The organism is Streptomyces durocortorensis (assembly GCF_031760065.1).
GTDB lineage: Bacteria > Actinomycetota > Actinomycetes > Streptomycetales > Streptomycetaceae > Streptomyces.
Genome location: NZ_CP134500.1, coordinates 3,462,726 through 3,480,135, shown reverse-complemented (window position 1 = coordinate 3,480,135; position 17,410 = coordinate 3,462,726). Strand labels below are relative to the sequence as shown.

Genomic DNA, 17,410 nt, shown 5'->3' with positions numbered 1-17,410 from the left:
ATCATCCCGAGCGGTGCGGGGGACGGCGAGCGGGGTCGCGGTTCCGGTCGGCCAAAGGGAGTACGGCGTGGAACCCGGCCGTCACCGGCTCACGGAACGATCCGGTCCGCGCGCCCGCGCAGGTAGCGGGCCTCAGGCTCGCTGAGGGTGGCGTCGGCGGCGGCGAGGTAGGCGGCGCGGGCGGAGTCCGGCTCCCCGGCGCGCTCCAGGAGATGGCCGCGTACGGCGTCGAGGCGGTAGCTCCCCGCCTCGGTGCCCGAGGAGGTCTCCGCCAGCACGTCGACCTCGGCAAGCCCGGCGTGCGGCCCGTGGACCATGGCCACCGCGACGGCCCGCCCCAGCGCGGCGGCGGGATCGTGGGTGCGCCGGACGAGGAGGTCGTACAGGGCGAGGATCTGCGGCCAGTCGGTGTCCTCGGCGCGCGCGGCTTCGTCGTGCAGGGCGGCGATGGCGGCCTGGAGCTGGTAGTCCCCGGCGGGCCCCTGGGCGAGCGCCTCCTCCGCCAGGGCGGTGCCTTCCGCGATGGCCGTACGGTCCCAGAGGGCACGGTCCTGTTCGTCGAGCGGGATCAACTCGCCGCCCGGCCCGGTACGCGCCGGAGTGCGCGCCTCCGTGAGGACCATCAGCGCCAGCAGCCCGGTCACACGCCCTTCGCGGGGCAGCAGCCGGCGCACGGAACGGGTCAGCCGGATCGCCTCGCGGGCCAGATCGGTGCGGTGCAGGTCGGGACCGGAGGTGGCGGTGTACCCCTCGTTGAAGATCAGGTAGAGAACCTGGAGGACGGCGGCGAGCCGCCGGTCGCGGTCCGCCGGCTCCGGCGCCCGGAACCCCGCGTCGCGCACCGCCCGCTTGGCCCGGCTGATGCGCTGCGCCACCGTCGCCTCCGGCACCAGCAGTGCGCGGGCGACCTCCGCCGTCGTCAGGCCGCCGACCGCGCGCAGGGTCAGCGCCAGCTGGGCGGCGGGGGAGAGCGCGGGGTGGCAGCAGAGGAAGAGCAGGGTGAGCGTGTCGTCCTCGGAGGGGGCCCGGCTCTCCCCGGGCGGCGGGGCGACGAACGCGTCGGCCGGGGTGAGGGCGGCCGCGGTCTCCTCCCGCCTCCGGCGCGCGGCGTCACTGCGGAGCCGGTCGGTGAGGCGTCGGGAGGCGACCCGGATCAACCACCCGCGCGGGTTGTCCGGTACCCCGTCCTCGGGCCACTGCGCGGCGGCCGCGATCAGGGCTTCCTGGACGGAGTCCTCGGCCGGGTCGAAGTGCCCGTAACGGCGGACGAGCGCGCCGAGGACCTGCGGCGCGTGCAGGCGCAGCAGGTCCTCGATGTCGTCCCTCACAGGGCCCACCCGGGCACCTCCATGCCCGGTCGGTCCGGGCGCTCCCTCCGGCTATTCGTTGAGACCGCCGCCGTCCAGGGGCCGGATGACCACCGGGTATTCCGGGGCGTCGGGCGGCTGCGGACAGCGCGCCACGCGGGCGGCGATCTCGGTCACCCTGTCCAGGGTCTCGCAGTCGAGCACCCAGAACCCGGCGAGGAGCTCCTTCGTCTCGCTGTACGGCCCGTCCGAGACCACCGGGCGGCCCTCGGTGTCGAGGCTGACGAACCGGGTCTGCGCGGGCTCGACCAGCCCGTAGCCGGTGACCAGCTCACCCGACTCGGCGAGATCGTCGTTGATCTTGCCCATATAGGCGAACATCTCCTGCATCGCCTTCTCGTCCCACGCCTTGGCCATCGCCTCGTAGTCCGCCTGGCTGGCCTGGACCATCACCAGATACTTCATGACCGTAACCTCCGTGCCGGTTCTTCGTCCGTTCTTCTTTCCGCTTGCACAGGGGACGTCGGAGCCGGGGAGGGGTTCTCGACACCACGCGCGGTTCTTCTCCGGATTCACCCGGGGATTCACCCGCCGGAGGGCCCGGAGCGGGCGGTTCAGTAAAGTGCCGAACGACTTCCCCCGGCCCTGAACGATGAACCATGAGGTCCCTCCGTGCCTGCCAAGCCGCCCACACCCAGGTACCCCGTCGCCGTGGTGGGGATCGGCGCGGACGGCTGGCCCGGGCTGTCGGACCCGGCGAGGGCGGCGCTCCGCGAGGCGGAGGTGCTGATCGGCGGGCCGCGCCAGCTGGACCTGCTCCCGCCGGAGTGCGCGGGCGTACGGACGGCCTGGCCCACGCCGCTGCGCCCCGCCGTGCCCCGTCTCCTGGCCGAGCACCGGGAGCGCCGGACCGCGGTGCTGGCGAGCGGGGACCCGATGTTCTACGGGATCGGCCGGGCACTGGCACAGGAGCTGGGGCCGGAGGGGCTGCACGTGCTGCCGCACCCGTCCTCCCTCTCGTACGCCTGCGCGAGGCTGGGCTGGCCGCTGGAGACCACGGAGGTGGTGACGCTGGTGGGCCGCCCGCCGTCCCGCCTGCTCGCCGCGCTGCACGAGGACCGCAGGCTTCTGGTCCTGAGCGCGGACGCGAACACGCCCGCCGAGGTCGCCGCCCTCCTCACCGCCCATGGCTTCGGCCCGAGCCGTCTGCGCGTCCTGGAACAGCTGGGCGGCGAGGCGGAGACGTACGTCGAGGGCACAGCGGAGACGTGGGAGCACCGGCCGGGGGACCGCCTGAACGTGGTCGCGGTGGAGTGCAGGGCGAGGGCGGACGCCCTGCGCCTGGGCTTGCTGCCCGGCCTCCCGGACGAGGCGTACGAACACGACGGCCAGCTCACCAAGCGCCACATCCGGGCGGCCACGCTCGCGGCCTTGGCTCCCGCACCCGGGGAACTGCTCTGGGACGTGGGCGGCGGATCGGGCTCGATCGCGATCGAGTGGATGCGGGCGCACCCGTCGTGCCGGGCGGTGAGCGTGGAACGGGACCCGGCGAGGGCGGCCAGGATCGCGCGGAACGCGGAACGGCTGGGGGTGCCCGGGCTGGAGGTCGTCACCGGCGCGGCCCCTGCTTCCCTCTCCTCTCTGGTTCCGCCGGACGCGGTGTTCATCGGCGGGGGCCTGACGGCACCGGGCCTGCTGGACGCGTGCTGGGAGGCGCTGCGCCCCGGGGGCCGGCTGGTCGCGAACACGGTGACGCTGGAGTCGGAGGCGCTGCTGGGGGAGCGGCACCGGGCGTACGGGGGCGAGCTGGTGCGCCTGGCGGTGGCGCACGCGGTGCCGGTGGGCGGTTTCACGGGCTGGCGTCAGGCGATGCCGGTGACGCAGTGGTCGGTACGTAAACCCTTCGGGGCAGAGGCAAGTTCGCACATTGGAGACAGACCATGACCGTGTACTTCATCGGCGCGGGCCCGGGAGCGGCCGACCTGATCACGGTGCGAGGCGCCCGCATCCTGGCCGCCGCCCCGGTCTGCCTGTACGCGGGCAGCCTGGTCCCGGTGGAACTGCTGGCCGAGTGCCCGCAGGACGCCCGCGTGATCGACACGGCGAACCTGGACATCGACCAGATCACCGCCGAACTCGTCCAGGCCCACATGGACGGCCACGACGTGGCACGCCTGCACTCGGGCGACCCGTCGGTGTTCAGCGCGGTCAACGAACAGATGAAGCGCCTGGACGAGGCGAACGTCCCGTACGAGATCGTCCCCGGCGTCCCCGCCTTCGCCGCGGCCGCCGCCTCTCTGAAGCGTGAGCTGACGGTCCCCACGGTCGGTCAGACGGTCATCCTGACCCGCATCGCGCAGCGAGCCACGGCGATGCCGGAGGGCGAGGACCTGGAGACCCTGGGCCGCAGCGGCGCACTGATCGTCCTCCACCTGGCGGCGCGCTACGTGGACCGCGTGGTGGCCGAACTGCTCCCGCACTACGGGGCGGACTGCCCGGCGGCGGTGGTGGCGATGGCGTCCCGCCCGGACGAGATCATCCTGCGGGGCCCCCTGGACTCGATCGCCGAGCAGGTGAAGGCCGCGGGCGTGATCAGGACGGCGGTCATCATGGTGGGGCGGACGCTGGGGTCGGACCAGTTCCGGGACAGCCACCTTTATTCGGTGGGGCGGGAGCGGGGCGGGTGCTGACGGCCGTCGGATGAGGGCAGGCCGCCCGCACGCGATACTGCGGGCCTCCTCGACTCCGAACTCGGCGCCTTCGATGGAGCTACCCTGATGGGGTGCGGATTCTCGGGACTCAGTCTCCTGTCCGCAGGAGTGTTATCTGCGGACCGAGCAGCCCACTGCCTGACCTTCCGGGATAATCCCTGTATGGCATCTCAGCCCTGCCTTTCCGATCTTCGTCGCGCCAAGTTCGCCCGGCGACTGCCAGCAGCGCTCTCCGAGCTTGCCGGTCCCCAGCACGGCCCGGTGTCCTTGCCCCCGCACCTTGCTTGGTCGGGGCTTACCACGTTCGATCTTGACCGGCCGCGGCTGCGGATGAGCTACTACCGGATCGTCCTGGCCGAGGGGCAGCACGACGACCTGGTCCAGTACCTCGACAGGGATCTCCTCGTCGGTCTTTGGCCCGTGCTGCGCACCCTGATCGGTCGTGATGTTCGCGAGGCCTGGGAGGGCGCTTTCGCCGAACTGGCCGACAGCGTCCGGGCCGCTGTGTGAACCTCACGGAGCTGCACCGCCGCTTGCTCGCGGACGTGCTCGACGTGGGTGGCGTCTACCCTCTTGCGCTCACCGGCGGCTACGCGGTTCAGGCGCACGGCCTGGTCGACCGGCTCAGCCAGGACCTGGATGTCGCGACCGAGAACCCGGATCGTATGGAGGACATCGCGGCTGTCGTGCGCACCGGACTGGAGCAGCGCGGATGGTGCGTCGAAGCCCTGGAGACGGACCCGCTGTCCGCACGTCTGATGGTTACCGACCCCGCCAGCCGTGAAGAGTGCGAGGTCGACATCCTCAAGGAAGCACTCTGGCGGCCACCCGTACAGACTGAGCACGGCTTGGTGCTGTCCCTCGAAGATGTCGTCGGGACCAAGGTCCGGGCCTTGGCCGATCGCGGGCTCGCCAGGGATCTGATCGATGTGCGGGCCGGCACCGACCGCTGGAGCCCCGTGGAACTCGAAGAACTCGGTCGCCGCCATGCCCGCGATTCCTTCGATCTCACCGAGCTTCAAGCTCGACTGGTCGGAGCCGACTGGATCGACGACACGGAATTCGCCGCCTACGGACTCGACGACCGGGAGATCGTCGAGCTGAGGCAGTGGGCGCAGATCTGGGCCGACGACATTGGGGAAAGGCTGCACGAGTTGGAGGCTCCGCACGAGGAGTGACGGCCTCCGAGAGGTCGGCCCATCGGTGTCCAGGACCCAGCTTTCGGGACCTGGAACCCCCGGAGGCCGAACCCGGGCCGGGGCGGCAGTCGCCGGGCACCGACAATGACTCTGCTCGGCCCGTAGGGCCCGTCCCGTGGCGGACGACAGGGTGATCATGGCGCGGGCCCGGACTCATGGGGAGAGCCCGCTTGGACATGGCAGTGCCCGGGAGCCGACAGGGCGCTCCCGGGCACTGAACAGGGGTGCTGCGCGAGACCTTGCGCGTCAGCCCTTGATCTCGATCTCGCCGTTCTTCTGCGAGGAGGAGTCCTCGGCGGGCTCCTCCGGGCTCTGGCTCTGCGTACCCGAGATCGTGCGGGCCTTCAGGTTCTCCAGGAGAGCCCCGAGGTCCACGCCCGTTGTCGAGTTGAGCAGTTCCACGCCCTGGGCGACGTTGTCCGTGACCGTGCGGGCCAGCTGGCTTGCGCCGTCCGTGGAGATGACCGTCATCTTGTCGATGGCGCTCAGCGGCTCGGAGGCCTTCGCGACGACGTCCGGGAGGACCTCGACCAGCATCTGGAGGACGGCCGCGTCGCCGTACTGGGCGAACGCGTCGGCCTTCTTCTGCATGGCCTCGGCCTCGGCGGAACCCTTGGCGGCGATGGCCGCGGCCTCCGCCTCACCCTCGATGCGGACCGCGTCGGCCAGGGCCGAACGGTGCAGCTTCTCACCCTGACCGGTCAGGCGGGAGCGCTCCGCGTCGGCCTCGGCCTCCTTGACCTGGGCGATGCGGCGGGCCTCCGCCTCCTGCTCGGCCTGGTAGCGGGCGGCGTCGGCGGGCTTGCGGACCTTCGTGTCGAGCTCGCGGTCGGTCAGCGCCGCCTGGCGCTCGGCGACCTTCTCCTGCTCCTGGAGGACTTCCTGCTGGCGGGCGGCCTCGGCGAGCGGACCGGCGGCGTTGGCCTTGGCGGCCGCGGCTTCGGTCTCGGCCTTGATCTCGGCCTGCTTCAGGTAGTACGTCCGCTCGGCGATGGCGATTTCCTCGGCCGCCTTCAGCCGGGCCTGCTCCGAGGCCCGCTTCGCGATGGCCTCGGCGATGTCGGCCTCCTGCTTGGCGCGGGCGGCCTCCGGGCGGCCGAGGTCCTCAAGGTAGGAGCCCTCGGTGGTGATGTCCTGGATCTGGAAGGCGTCCAGGATCAGGCCCTGGCCGGAGAGGCTGGCCTCGGCCTCCTCCGCGACCTGCCCGGCGAACGCGGCCCGGTCCCGGATGATGTCCTCGACCGACATCCGGCCGACGATGGCGCGCAGCGCGCCCGAGAGCACTTCCTGGGTGAAGCCGACGATGCCGTCCTGCTGCTGGAGGAAGCGCTGGGCGGCCGCGCGGATCGCGTCCTCGCTGCCGCCGACCTTGACGATCGCGACGCCTTCGAGGTTCGACTTGACGCCGCGCAGCGTCACCGCGCCGCGCACGGAGATCGGGATGTGGCGGCTGGAGAGGTCCAGGGTGAACTTCTGCTGGACGAACGGCACGACGAAGACGCCGCCGCCGACGACGACCTTCTGGCCGCTGTTGTCGACGCTGATGCGTCCGGTGACCGGGTCCGTCGACTTCTTGCCCCGGCGGCCGGTGATGATGAACGCCTCGCTGGGCCCGGCGACCTTGTAGCGCGTGATGACGACCAGGCCCAGCAGGACCAGGAGTACGACGATGCCGATGACGGCGATGACGACTGGACTCATGAAACGTGTCCCCCCTGCCTCCCGGTGGGGGACGGCAGATTGCGAATTACGGTTGCGGGTTGCGGATTGCGGTGTTCAGGTCGATGGGGTGGAGATCCAGGGGTGAGGTGGTGCTCGGTCAGCGCTCCACCGGGCGGACCGCCACCGACGTGGTCGACAGCGTCTCTTCCACCCAGATCTCCGTCCCGCGTGCGACGGGCGTGGCGGACTTGGCCGCGTACTTCACGGGCTGACCGCCCAGGTTCAGCAGCACCTCGCCGTACCCGGCAGCCGGGATGGCCGTCACGACGGAACCCGAGGAACCGACGAGGTCGGACTCGCGCGGGGTCGTGTGGGTCTGGTCCCGCATCAGTGCCTTGCTGAGCTTCCAGGTCAGCCAGGCCGCGGCGACACCGGAGGCAGTGCCTATGAGCGTCGCCACGAATGGTCCCGCGCTTGTCGCGCCCAGCGTGATGGCCCCGCCGAAACCGAGCATCGAGATGAACCCGGCGATCACCGGCAGCGAGAGCAGTCCGTCGAAGAGGCCGTCGGTCACCCCGCCGAGCAGCCCTTCGAGCAGCCCGTCGAAGATCAGGGAGAAGGCCAGCAGGACGATCCCCGCAATGCCGAGACCGAGAAAGAAGGTCACACGATCACTCCCCTGTTGTCGACTTCCCCCGAGTGCTTTCCGTCGATCTGGCTGGATGATCCCATACGCCAGGCCGCCCGGTCACTGCCGGGTTCCGGCAATCTTTATGCGCTTTTGATGCCGGACAAACGGTCGGTGAGCGTGGAGAGTGACTGGAAGGTCGCTCCGAGCAGCGCCACGTGCTTCCAGCGTAGAACGCCGTCCGGGCCGATGAGGAAGACCGCCCGCCGCACCCCGATGCCCGGCGCGGTGACCCCGTACGACCTGGCGACCTCCCGGCCCTCGTCGGCCAGCAGCGGCATGCGCAGTCCGTGGGCGCGGGCGAAGGACTCATGGCTGTCCACACCCTGTGGACTGATGCCCCAGACCTCGGCGTCGAGCCCCTTGAAGGCCTCCATTCCCGACGAGTACGCGCACAGCTGCTTCGTGCACACTGTGGTGTTGTCCCCCGGGTAGAACGCCAGCACCACCGCCCGGCCGCGGGCGGCGGAGAGTCGGTGGTCGGTGCGTTCGAAGGTGCTCCCCGCGGATTCCGGAGCCGACCGCAGGACTCCGCCCGGGAGTGTGAAGTCCGGTGCCTCGCTGCCCAGTTGAGGTCCTGCTGCCATATCGTCTCCTTGGTGTCGCGTACACGGGTGATCCCGTGACCGTACAGTGAACGGTCCACATCCGGACCTGGAGGCACGTGTGGCCCAACGACCGCCGTCGGCCGCGGTTCTCGTCCTGCACGGCGGGCGCGAGAGCGGTACGGGGCCCCCGCCGCCCGGCCCGCTGAACCTGCCCGGTCTGCGGATGCGGCCCTTCGTCCGCGCCATCGGCCGGGCCGACCGGGGGTCCGCCGACGACGTGCTCGTACGGCAGGTTCGGTACGCCCACCGGGGGTGGAACGGGCCCCGTGCCGACCCCCTCCACGACGCCCTGGCCGCCCTCGACGCCCTCGGCGAGGAGGCCGGGCACGTACCGGTGGTCCTCCTCGGCCACTCCATGGGCGCCCGCGCCGCCCTGTGCGCCGCCGGGCACCCCCTCGTGCGGGGCGTCGTCGGGCTCGCGCCCTGGTGTCCGCCGGGGGACCCGGTGAGTCAGCTCGCGGGGCGCGACGTCGTCCTCGTCCACAGCAGCCGGGACCGGATGACCAGCCCCCAGGCCTCCCAGTCCCTCACCGCGCGGGCCCGTCGCGCCGGTGCCCGGACGTGCATGGTCACCGTTCGAGGCGGCGACCACGCCATGATCCGGCGCGCCCCGGCCTGGCACCGCCTCACCACCGCGCTGGTTTCCGGACTGCTGGGGTCCGGCAGTCTGCCGGGGCCGGTCCGGGCGGCCCTCGACCTGCCGCCCACCGCCGAAGCCACCGAGGGCACCCTCGACCTCGACCGGCTGCGCGCCGCGATGGAGGGGGCCGCTCCGGCCAAGCCCTGAGGCTCCGGAGGTCCGGCCCGGACCGGGCCGCGACCTGTCTGCTCGCCGTCGTCGACCGGTTCGGCGAGGATGCCGAGGACGACATCGCCGTCCTGGCGTCCCGGACCCGGGAGGCCCGCCGGCGCTGTGTCCGACCCCGGGGGCCCGACCGTGCGGGTCACGCCGCTTCGGGGGTCTCCCGCCTGCGGCCCCGCAGCTGCCGCAGTACGAGCGCCGCCGAGGTGATCAGCGGCAGCAGCCCGGCCACCGCGTCGGCGGTGCTCAGCTTGTCGTGCGTGCCCTTGGCCCGGCGGACCTGCTTGGACGCCCTGATGACCGCGAGCACGCTGCCGCCCAGGCTCAGCACGAGCCCCGCCTTGCTGCCGCGCAGGCCTTTGGCGGGGGCGGACCGGTTCTTCGCCATAGGGGTACCTCCAGGTACGGGGGCGTCGCGTACTCCACGTAACCGGGTGCCCGCCGACCCCGCAAACGGACGGCACCGCCAGCGGTCGGTCCCGTCAGGGCATCCCGGGAAGTCACCGACCCGCCGTGGCACGACAGCGTCATCGTGCGTTCACGTCCCGTCCCCGACCCCGTCGCCGCGCCTTGCCATCGTCCCTGCCGAGGACGCGGAGGAGCCGCGGCCCGGAGGGGACGACGGTCGATGAAGTCGATGAACGGATCGGGTACGGGGCTGCCTCGGCGCGGGGCCCTGCTGCTGGCCGGGGCGCTGGCCGCGGGCGCGGTCGTCACCGGTGCGGGAACGGGAACGGCCGCCGTCGGAGCGGATGCCGAGCAGGCGTGCGCCGGGAGCGCGGGCTCCGCGGCGTACCGCTGTGCGCGGCCGGGGGACCTGGTCGGCGTCACCCTGGGGGAGCTGCACCCGACCCAGGCCGTACTCGGCTTCGACCAGGTCTTCTACAAGCTCGGCCGCTACGGCAGCGACCGCGACGAGGCGGCGGGCGACTTCAACAAGCGCTTCGACGACTGGTGCGAGACCAACGGCCAGGGCGAGGCCGCCTCGGTGCGTGACGGGGCCCGGCTGGACGATCCGGCGAGCTTCTCCTGCACCGTACCGATCGGGCAGGAGACCCCGGAGACCATCGCCCCGATGAAGACGGCCGTCGTCGGGCCGGGCGGGAAGCTCTACCTCACCGACGGGCACCACACGCTGACGTCCTTCCTGGAGGGCCCCGGCGGCTCCACCCGGCTGCCGGTCCGGCTCCGCGTCACCGACAACTTCAGCTCCCTGTCGACCGCCGCGTTCTGGCAGCGGATGACCGCCGAGAAGAAGGTGTGGCTGCGCGACGAGAACAACCGGCCGCTGGCCGTGGAGCAGCTGCCGGACCGCCTGGGCATCAGCGGCTTCCGCGACGACCGCTACCGCAGCCTCGTCTACTTCACGCGTGGCATCGGCTACGAAGTCCCCGACGGGGCGACCGAGTTCCTGGAGTTCTCGTGGGGCTCCTGGCTGCGCGGCGAGCACGACGTGTCCGCGTACGACCTGACGGAACCCGGCCCCTACCTCGATCTCGTCAAGGCGGCCTCGAAGTCGATGGCCGCGCTGGAGGCCGACGCGGTGGTCGACGACGGGAGGACCGCCGCCCAGCTGGGCCGGATCGCGGAGTGGAACGGCGGCAAGAAGGAGACCGGCGGTGCGTTCGCCAAGCTGGCCAGGCCGATCGACGCTCCCAAGCCGGGCAAGCTGGCCGGGTCCCTCGACTTCAAGGCCCGCATCCTGCCCGCCCCCGCCTGTACGACGACGCTCACCGGGCCCCGCAACGGGCCGCTGACCGTGGCGAGCGGCGTCACCTGCCTGGAGCGCGCCGCCCAGCGCGGGCCGGTCACCGTCCGCCCGGGCGCCGCCCTCGTGGTCACCGGCTCCACGCTGGAGGGCCCGCTCCAGGCCGACGGCGCGGCAGCCGTCCACCTCTGCGGATCGCGGGTCACCGGCCCTGTCTCCGTCAGCCGCGCCTCCGGTCCCGTACGGCTGGGCGGGCCGGGCTGCACCGCCAACACCGTCACCGGGGTCGTCCACCTCACCGGCAACACCGGTGGCGTACAGCTCGCCGCCAACACCGTCACCGGGCCGCTCGCCTGCTCCGCCAACCGGCCCGCCCCGGACACCGCCGGCCGGCCCAACGACGTGCGCGGGCCCCGGATTGGGCAGTGCGCCGGGGTCTGAAACACCCCCGGCGCCCGAGCCCCGGCTCGGACGTGGCTTCGGCTCGGATGAAGCCCCGTTCGGAAGTGGCTTCGGCTCGCGCGTAGCCCCGGCTCAGACGAACACGTACGCCACTGTCGTCGCCGCGCCCAGGCCCGCACCCGCCACGGTCTGGGCGACGGTGTGGTAGCCGAGAGCCACCCGCGACCAGCAGACCGCCGTCGTCAGCACGTAGGCCAGGAGCCACCAGGGGGAGTGGACCACGGCCAGGAGGGCGACGGCCCCCGAGGCGACGGCCGAGTCGACCGAGATCTTCCACACCGTGTTGACGGCCAGCAGACCGATCGTCATCACCCACAGCGCCAGCATCGCGACGAGGATTCCGCTGGGCGCGTTCCCCAGCACCATGACCACCGAACCTGCGCCGATCGAGCCCAGGATCACGAAGAAGATCGGCGCCCGTTTCGTACGGTCCACGACATGGCGGTCGCCCCAGGTGCCGCGTCCGCGCTCCCACTCGATGTACCCCGCCGGGATCAGCCCGGCGCAGAGCGCCCCGAGGAAGCCCCAGAGCAACCCGGTCCATTCACCGTCCGCCGCCGCCAGACCGATGCCGAGCATGCCCGCCAGCAGGACGTTGCGGGGCTGGAGGACGTCGGTGACGGTGCGCGCCACGGAGGTCGTCGGCCCTCCCGCGTCTGCGGCCCGGTTGTCTTCGGTGGTGCTGCCGGTGTCCTCGGTGGTGCTGCCGGTCATGCGGTCTTCTCCGTCGTACGGGATGTGTCGGCCGTCGCGGCCCTGAGGACCGCGCGGGCGCGCTCCTCGCCGACCGTGCGGTACGCGGCGGCGACCCGCACCAGCCGGGCCACCTCGCCGTCCTGGTCGGCGGCGTGCTGGGTGGCGACCGTCGCGGCCGCCCCGGCGGGTGCGCCGGAGGCCTTCGCGAGGAGGGCGGCCTTGATCCAGTACGCGTCGGCGAGACCCTCCCCCTTTCGGGGGCCGGTGGCGGCGGCCTCCTCGGCGGCGGCGAGCAGCCCGTCGGGGACGTAGTGGCGCAGCTTCTCCACCGCGTCCGCGATGTCGGCGGCCCAGCGGTCGACCCGCAGGTCCGCCGGAACGTTGAACCGGGTCAGCTCCCGGGGCAGGGATGCCGGCGGGTCGAAGGGCTGGTCGGGGAAGGCGGCCATCAACTCGTACCAGAGGGCGTGCAGTTTCACCTGGGCCCGCCACAGCCTCGCCCGCCGCGCACCGGCCGCGAACGCGGGGATGGAGGCGCCGAGGGCGAAGAAGGCGAACAGCACCAGCTGCGCCGCCTCGGTGATCTGGTCGAAGCGCAGCGCGAACGCCTCGCTCGGCTCGTTCACCACGCTGATCCACAGGAACAGCGTGCGGCTGACGGTGTAGCCGACGCCGATGAACATCGCGAACGTCATCATCCCGAGCCCGATACGCAGATGGCGCCGCCGGGCGTCGGCGGTGGCCAGTGCCCACTGGAAGGCGCAGACGGCGGACGCGGCCCCGAGGTAGAGGTAGAAGACGCTCATGTAGAGCGTGGCGCCCCACTCCCCGGCGTGGTCGGAGACGAAGCGGTCCGAGGGCTCGGAGCGGTCGACCACGGTGAAGAAGAGGACGGTCAGCAGGATCAGCGTGGCGACGGACGCCTTGGCCGCGAGCCGCTGTACGAGCCGGGCGAACCGTACGTGGCGGGGGACGGCGCCCTCTTCGGGATAGCTGCCGTAGATGGCCACGATGTAGCTGAGGATGGCCAGAATCGCCACCGTGGCGGTGTAGTGCTTGATGAGGACGGCGAGGTCGGTGACGGCGCTGTTGTTGAGGCCGATGCGCACCGCCTCGGTCTTCGTCCACAGGGCGATGGCGAATCCGGCGTAGCAGCCCCACAGGGCTCTTCGTCTGCGGTCCTCCTCGTCGCCCCACAGGGCGGCGGGCATGCGCCACAGGGCAACGGCCGTCATCAGGCCTGCTATCAGGTAGCCGGCGAGATCGAGGGGGGTCACGGCGGTGTTCGTCCTCGGGGTCGGGAGCGCGGGGGAGAGGGCCCGCGATGGGGGCTGGTGGCACGTGTCAGGCGTCGTCGGGTCGTCTTCGGCCGAAGAACCCGCGCCGCCGGTGGGCCACCGGGCGGGACAGGGAGTTGTCCAGCCGCCCCACCATGTCATCGGTGGTGAGGCCCCGCGCCATCCGGGGGATCAGTGAGGCGCCGAATTCGGCCATGCGTTCGTCGTGGGTGTCGTACTGCGCACGGGCCTGGACGGTCCCGCCGCCGGAGGCGAAGGCCTCGGCGGCGGCGGGAGAGATCATCCGGGCGATCAGTGAGGTGTCGAAGACCGGGAGGAGCGCCCGCAGTTGCTCGGCGTCCAGCGTCGTGCCGTGGTCGAACCACTCGTGGCACAGCTCGTGCAGGATGACGTGCTGGGTCTGGTACGCCGTCGGCCTGCGGCGGTAGAGGACGAGGCTGGTGCCGCCCGCCTTCAGGCGCAGTCCGCAGGCGGCGTTGGCGCGGGCGAGGCGGTCGGGCATCTCGTGCAGCCGGATGGTGCGCCCGCTCGCCTGCTCCATGTTCGCGACGAGCCCGTCCAGCGAGAAGGGAACCGGGATGGGCAGGTCGGCGAGCCCGGCCTCGCACTCTTTCCGCAGCTTCCGCAGGGACATGGCGAAGACGCTACGCTGCCGGGCCCGCGGAGCGGCGGGTCGCGGCGGAATCTCTTCCGCCGTCCTCCCCGGCCGGACCCCCGGTTCCCTCCCTCTCGCGGGCCGCGTCCTCCAGCAGGGACAGGGCGAACTGGAGCAGTTCCGGCGGGAGTCCGTCCTCGTTCAGCCCCCGCCCGGCCACTCCGCTGATCTCCCCGGTCCGGCGCTTGGCCAGGAACTGGAGCCCGGCGACGACGTCGTCGACGACCTCGGACTCCTCCTTGAAGAAGCGCCAGTCCACGCCGAAGCCCAGTCCGAGGGCCTTGAGGATGTCCTCGGAGGGCTGGGTGACCTTGCCCGCGAGGATGTTGGAGAAGTAGCTGTGCGACAGCGAACCGCCGCGGTCGCGGACCAGCTCGGCGAAGACCCGGCCCGAGATCTTCTGGCCGGGGAAGGTCTTCTCGACCATGTACTCGACCTTTTCCCGCAGGGAGCCGAGGCGGGGCAGCTCGTCCGGGGCGGTGGGGTCGGCAGGCTCCGGACCGCGTTCGTCGCCGTCGTCCATGGCTATCCGGGCCTCCTGAGCACCTCGGAGTCGGAACTGAGCTTGCGTAAACACTCTACGTCACTGTTAACTCGAAAAAACACGGGCAGGGGACCACGAGGGGAGTCCCTTGCCCGTGAAGGCCGTCGCGCCCGCCGGAAGGGGCTCCGGACAGGGGTGTAGCCCTTCACGACGGGGGATGCGTGAAGGGCTACGCGTGCATTATGGCCCCGCGGTCCTCCCGACGACAACTGACCAGTCGGTCAGCGACCCTCCGCGGCAGGTCCGCCGTGCCCGCTCCGGTGGCTCAAACCTGTTCCGGTCGCGATAGACATGACCTTCCCGGGCCATTAGGATTTCTTGTGCAGTCACGTGACACAGCGGTACGCAGCAGAGGGGTACCCCGCAGGCGTACGGCGCCCGGCTCCTCCGGTGCCGCGTGACAGGAGAGGTGCAGATTGCCCCCGGAAACCCCCTCGCACGCCGCCGACCGTCTCGATGACGACGACTTCCCCGCCTACACGATGGGGCGAGCCGCGGAGATGATCGGTGCGACGCCGGGGTTCCTCCGGGCGGTCGGCGAGGCCCGGCTGATCACCCCGCTGCGGTCCGAGGGCGGCCACCGCCGTTACTCCCGCTACCAGTTGCGCATCGCCGCCCGCGCCCGTGAGCTCGTCGACGCCGGTACGCCCATCGAGGCCGCCTGCCGCATCGTCATCCTGGAGGACCAGCTCGAAGAGGCGCTGCGCCTCAACGAGGAGCTGCGCGGCCGGTCCGCCCCGGCCGGCGGCGGTCCGGCGGGGCAGCGCTGACGGACCCCGTCCCACCCCGAGAATATCTGTTTTCGCGGGCACAGAATTTCGCGTAATGAGCCGTGAGTCTTTTCTGTTCCGACCGACGCGGTGATATTAGGCACGGGCTCTTCGGGCTCCATCGTGCTACTGTTGATCTCAGTTGCAGTTGTGGTTCCCAAAGACTTCAAGTGCTCTTGCCGGTCGGATGTCGGCGGGTGCACTTTTGTATTTCCGGTGTTCTTTCCGGATGGGGTAATCATCGCGGCGACGTGGGGCCCGCACAGTGTGGGCCCGCGGGCTCTGCCCCTAAGGAGATATGACATGGCTACTGGCACCGTGAAGTGGTTCAACGCGGAAAAGGGCTTCGGCTTCATCGAGCAGGACGGCGGCGGCGCCGACGTCTTCGCCCACTACAGCAACATCGCCGCCAGCGGCTTCCGTGAGCTGCAGGAGGGCCAGAAGGTGAACTTCGACGTCACGCAGGGCCAGAAGGGCCCGCAGGCCGAGAACATCACCCCCGCCTGATCACTCAGGTCGTACTGCGCAGCTGGGGCCCGCACCTTGGGGTGCGGGCCCCAGCTCGTTGTCGTTTCCGGGGTGCTGATCCCCGGGGGCGGCCCATTCGTTTTTCTTTTGTCATTTCATCTGTCATTCACCGGCTCGTTCTTGCGATTCTGAGAATCCCTCGATACGTGCCCCACGTGCCTCATCGAGGAAAGGTTCTGCATGAATCGCGAACGTACGCCCCGCTCGAACGACCGCTTCTCCCGCACCCGCTCCGGCGGCGCCCCCCGGCACTCCGGCGGTGAGCGCCGGGCCGCGGGCTTCGGCGGCGGACCCAGGCGGTCCGGCGGCTCCGGCGGCTCCGGCGGATCGGGCGGCTCCGGCCGGTCCGGTGGCTACGGCCGCCGCTCCGCGTCCGGGGTGAAGGGCGAGTTCGCTCTGCCCGTGACCGTCACCCCGGCCCTCCCCGCCGCCGAGACCTTCGGTGAGCTGGAGATGCCCGCTCCGCTGAAGGCGGCGCTCGTCGCCGAGGGCATGACCGTGCCCTTCCCGATCCAGGCGGCCACCCTGCCCAACTCGCTGGCCGGCCGGGACGTCCTGGGCCGCGGCCGCACCGGCTCGGGCAAGACGCTGGCCTTCGGGCTCGCCCTGCTGGCCCGCACCGCGGGCCGCCGCGCCGACGCCAAGCGCCCGCTCGCCCTGGTCCTCGTCCCCACCCGGGAGCTGGCCCAGCAGGTCACCGACGCGCTCACCCCGTACGCCCGATCGCTCAAGCTCCGCATCGCCACCGTCGTCGGCGGGATGTCCATCGGCCGCCAGGCCAGTGCGCTGCGCGGCGGCGCCGAAGTCGTCGTCGCCACCCCGGGCCGTCTCAAGGACCTCATCGAGCGCGGCGACTGCAAGCTGGACCGCGTCACCATCACCGTCCTCGACGAGGCCGACCAGATGGCCGACATGGGCTTCATGCCGCAGGTCACCGAGCTGCTCGACCAGGTGAACCCGGACGGGCAGCGGATGCTGTTCTCGGCCACCCTGGACCGCAACGTCGACCTGCTGGTGCGGCGTTACCTGAACGACCCGGTCGTGCACTCCGTCGACCCGGCCGCCGGTGCGGTGACGACGATGGAGCACCACGTCCTGTACGTCCAGGGCTCCGACAAGTACGCCACCACGACGGAGATCGCGGCCCGCGACGGCAGTGTGATCATGTTCCTGGACACCAAGCACGCGGTGGACAAGCTCACCGACCACCTGCTGCAGAGCGGGGTCCGGGCGGCGGCGCTGCACGGCGGCAAGTCGCAGCCGCAGCGCACCCGCACCCTGGAGCGGTTCAAGACCGGGCACGTCACGGTCCTCGTCGCCACGAACGTCGCGGCGCGCGGCATCCACGTCGACAACCTGGACCTCGTCGTCAACGTCGACCCGCCGAGCGACCACAAGGACTACCTGCACCGCGGCGGCCGCACCGCCCGCGCCGGGGAGTCCGGCAGCGTCGTCACGCTCGTCCTGCCCAACCAGCGCCGCGAGATGAGCCGGCTGATGGCAGACGCCGGGATCACCCCGCAGATCGCCCAGGTCCGCTCCGGCGAGGCCGAGCTGAGCCGGATCACCGGTGCGCAGGCGCCCTCGGGCGTCCCGGTCGTCATCACCGCCCCGCCCAAGGAGCGCGGCAGCCGCGGTGGCGGTGCGTTCATGGGCCGGGGCACCAAGCGCGGCGGCGGGGCTCCGGCCCGGAGCCGTCGCCCGGACCTGCCGACGCGCGAGGCCCGTGCGGCCGCCGCGCAGCGCCGGAGCAACCGCGCCGCGTGAGACCC

The 17,410-nt window shown here is 71.7% G+C and carries 18 protein-coding genes and 1 pseudogene; 9 read left to right on the top strand and 10 right to left on the bottom strand.

What is annotated here, in order from left to right:
* Positions 1-89 precede the first annotated feature (89 nt).
* Together RI138_RS15320 and RI138_RS15315 are read right to left on the bottom strand one after the other, a co-directional pair.
* Positions 90-1,337 carry an RNA polymerase sigma factor gene (locus RI138_RS15320; RefSeq protein ID WP_311120381.1) on the bottom strand — a complete coding sequence of 416 codons (1,248 nt, stop codon included), beginning with the start codon at positions 1,335-1,337 and terminating at the stop codon, positions 90-92.
* Positions 1,338-1,379: 42 nt separating this feature from the next.
* Entirely contained in the window at positions 1,380-1,772 is a 393-nt protein-coding gene (locus tag RI138_RS15315; RefSeq protein ID WP_311120380.1) for a YciI family protein, read from the bottom strand.
* Between the two features lie 207 nt (positions 1,773-1,979).
* On the opposite strand from RI138_RS15315, the gene cbiE reads away from it, so the two are divergent.
* The 4 genes from cbiE to RI138_RS15295 all read left to right on the top strand — a co-directional run bounded on the left by cbiE (position 1,980) and on the right by RI138_RS15295 (position 5,196).
* Positions 1,980-3,251, top strand: a complete 1,272-nt coding sequence (cbiE, locus tag RI138_RS15310) for a precorrin-6y C5,15-methyltransferase (decarboxylating) subunit CbiE (RefSeq protein WP_311120379.1) — start codon at positions 1,980-1,982, stop codon at positions 3,249-3,251.
* On the top strand, positions 3,248-3,997 hold the full coding sequence (cobM, locus tag RI138_RS15305) for a precorrin-4 C(11)-methyltransferase (protein WP_096626533.1): 750 nt from the start codon (positions 3,248-3,250) through the stop codon (positions 3,995-3,997). Before cbiE ends, cobM begins: the two co-directional genes overlap by 4 nt.
* Positions 3,998-4,180: 183 nt before the next feature.
* Positions 4,181-4,528, top strand: a complete 348-nt coding sequence (locus RI138_RS15300; protein WP_311120378.1) for a transcriptional regulator — start codon at positions 4,181-4,183, stop codon at positions 4,526-4,528.
* On the top strand, positions 4,525-5,196 hold the full coding sequence (locus RI138_RS15295; RefSeq protein ID WP_096626529.1) for a nucleotidyl transferase AbiEii/AbiGii toxin family protein: 672 nt from the start codon (positions 4,525-4,527) through the stop codon (positions 5,194-5,196). The genes RI138_RS15300 and RI138_RS15295 overlap by 4 nt, the downstream gene beginning before the upstream one ends.
* A gap of 267 nt (positions 5,197-5,463) precedes the next feature.
* Here RI138_RS15295 and RI138_RS15290 read toward each other — a convergent pair whose 3' ends face one another.
* The 3 genes from RI138_RS15290 to RI138_RS15280 all read right to left on the bottom strand — a co-directional run bounded on the left by RI138_RS15290 (position 5,464) and on the right by RI138_RS15280 (position 8,154).
* Positions 5,464-6,918 carry a flotillin family protein gene (locus RI138_RS15290; protein WP_096626527.1) on the bottom strand — a complete coding sequence of 485 codons (1,455 nt, stop codon included), beginning with the start codon at positions 6,916-6,918 and terminating at the stop codon, positions 5,464-5,466.
* Between the two features lie 118 nt (positions 6,919-7,036).
* Entirely contained in the window at positions 7,037-7,546 is a 510-nt protein-coding gene (locus RI138_RS15285; RefSeq protein ID WP_311120377.1) for a hypothetical protein, read from the bottom strand.
* Between the two features lie 104 nt (positions 7,547-7,650).
* Positions 7,651-8,154 carry a peroxiredoxin gene (locus tag RI138_RS15280; RefSeq protein ID WP_311120376.1) on the bottom strand — a complete coding sequence of 168 codons (504 nt, stop codon included), beginning with the start codon at positions 8,152-8,154 and terminating at the stop codon, positions 7,651-7,653.
* Positions 8,155-8,233: 79 nt separating this feature from the next.
* Here RI138_RS15280 and RI138_RS15275 point away from each other — a divergent pair, with 79 nt between their 5' ends.
* Complete coding sequence (locus RI138_RS15275) at positions 8,234-8,962, top strand: alpha/beta hydrolase (protein ID WP_311120375.1); 729 nt, start codon at positions 8,234-8,236, stop codon at positions 8,960-8,962.
* A 157-nt stretch (positions 8,963-9,119) separates the two neighbouring features.
* On the opposite strand, the gene RI138_RS15270 is transcribed toward RI138_RS15275, so the two are convergent.
* Positions 9,120-9,365, bottom strand: a complete 246-nt coding sequence (locus RI138_RS15270; RefSeq protein ID WP_311120374.1) for a hypothetical protein — start codon at positions 9,363-9,365, stop codon at positions 9,120-9,122.
* A 249-nt stretch (positions 9,366-9,614) separates the two neighbouring features.
* Between RI138_RS15270 and RI138_RS15265 the strand changes: the two genes are divergently transcribed.
* On the top strand, positions 9,615-11,126 hold the full coding sequence (locus RI138_RS15265; RefSeq protein ID WP_311122901.1) for a ParB/Srx family N-terminal domain-containing protein: 1,512 nt from the start codon (positions 9,615-9,617) through the stop codon (positions 11,124-11,126).
* 93 nt (positions 11,127-11,219) lie between these two features.
* On the opposite strand, the gene RI138_RS15260 is transcribed toward RI138_RS15265, so the two are convergent.
* From RI138_RS15260 to RI138_RS15245, 4 genes and pseudogenes are all read right to left on the bottom strand, one after another.
* Positions 11,220-11,861, bottom strand: a complete 642-nt coding sequence (locus tag RI138_RS15260) for a phosphatase PAP2 family protein (RefSeq protein ID WP_311120373.1) — start codon at positions 11,859-11,861, stop codon at positions 11,220-11,222.
* Positions 11,858-13,120 (bottom strand): MAB_1171c family putative transporter, encoded by a 1,263-nt coding sequence (locus RI138_RS15255; RefSeq protein WP_311120372.1) that lies wholly within the window; start codon positions 13,118-13,120, stop codon positions 11,858-11,860. Before RI138_RS15255 ends, RI138_RS15260 begins: the two co-directional genes overlap by 4 nt.
* A gap of 67 nt (positions 13,121-13,187) precedes the next feature.
* Positions 13,188-13,775 (bottom strand): uroporphyrinogen-III synthase, encoded by a 588-nt coding sequence (locus tag RI138_RS15250; protein ID WP_096626515.1) that lies wholly within the window; start codon positions 13,773-13,775, stop codon positions 13,188-13,190.
* A 10-nt stretch (positions 13,776-13,785) separates the two neighbouring features.
* A pseudogene (locus RI138_RS15245) lies at positions 13,786-14,342 on the bottom strand (hypothetical protein).
* A 414-nt stretch (positions 14,343-14,756) separates the two neighbouring features.
* Here RI138_RS15245 and RI138_RS15240 point away from each other — a divergent pair.
* From RI138_RS15240 to RI138_RS15230, 3 genes are all read left to right on the top strand, one after another.
* A complete protein-coding gene (locus RI138_RS15240; protein ID WP_311120371.1) occupies positions 14,757-15,110 on the top strand; it encodes a MerR family transcriptional regulator in 354 nt (117 codons plus the stop codon).
* A gap of 303 nt (positions 15,111-15,413) precedes the next feature.
* The gene (locus RI138_RS15235) at positions 15,414-15,617 is read left to right on the top strand and encodes a cold-shock protein (protein WP_015609674.1); all 204 of its coding nucleotides are present in this window, start codon (positions 15,414-15,416) and stop codon (positions 15,615-15,617) included.
* 201 nt (positions 15,618-15,818) lie between these two features.
* Positions 15,819-17,405, top strand: a complete 1,587-nt coding sequence (locus RI138_RS15230; RefSeq protein ID WP_311120370.1) for a DEAD/DEAH box helicase — start codon at positions 15,819-15,821, stop codon at positions 17,403-17,405.
* The last annotated feature ends 5 nt before the right edge of the window (positions 17,406-17,410 follow it).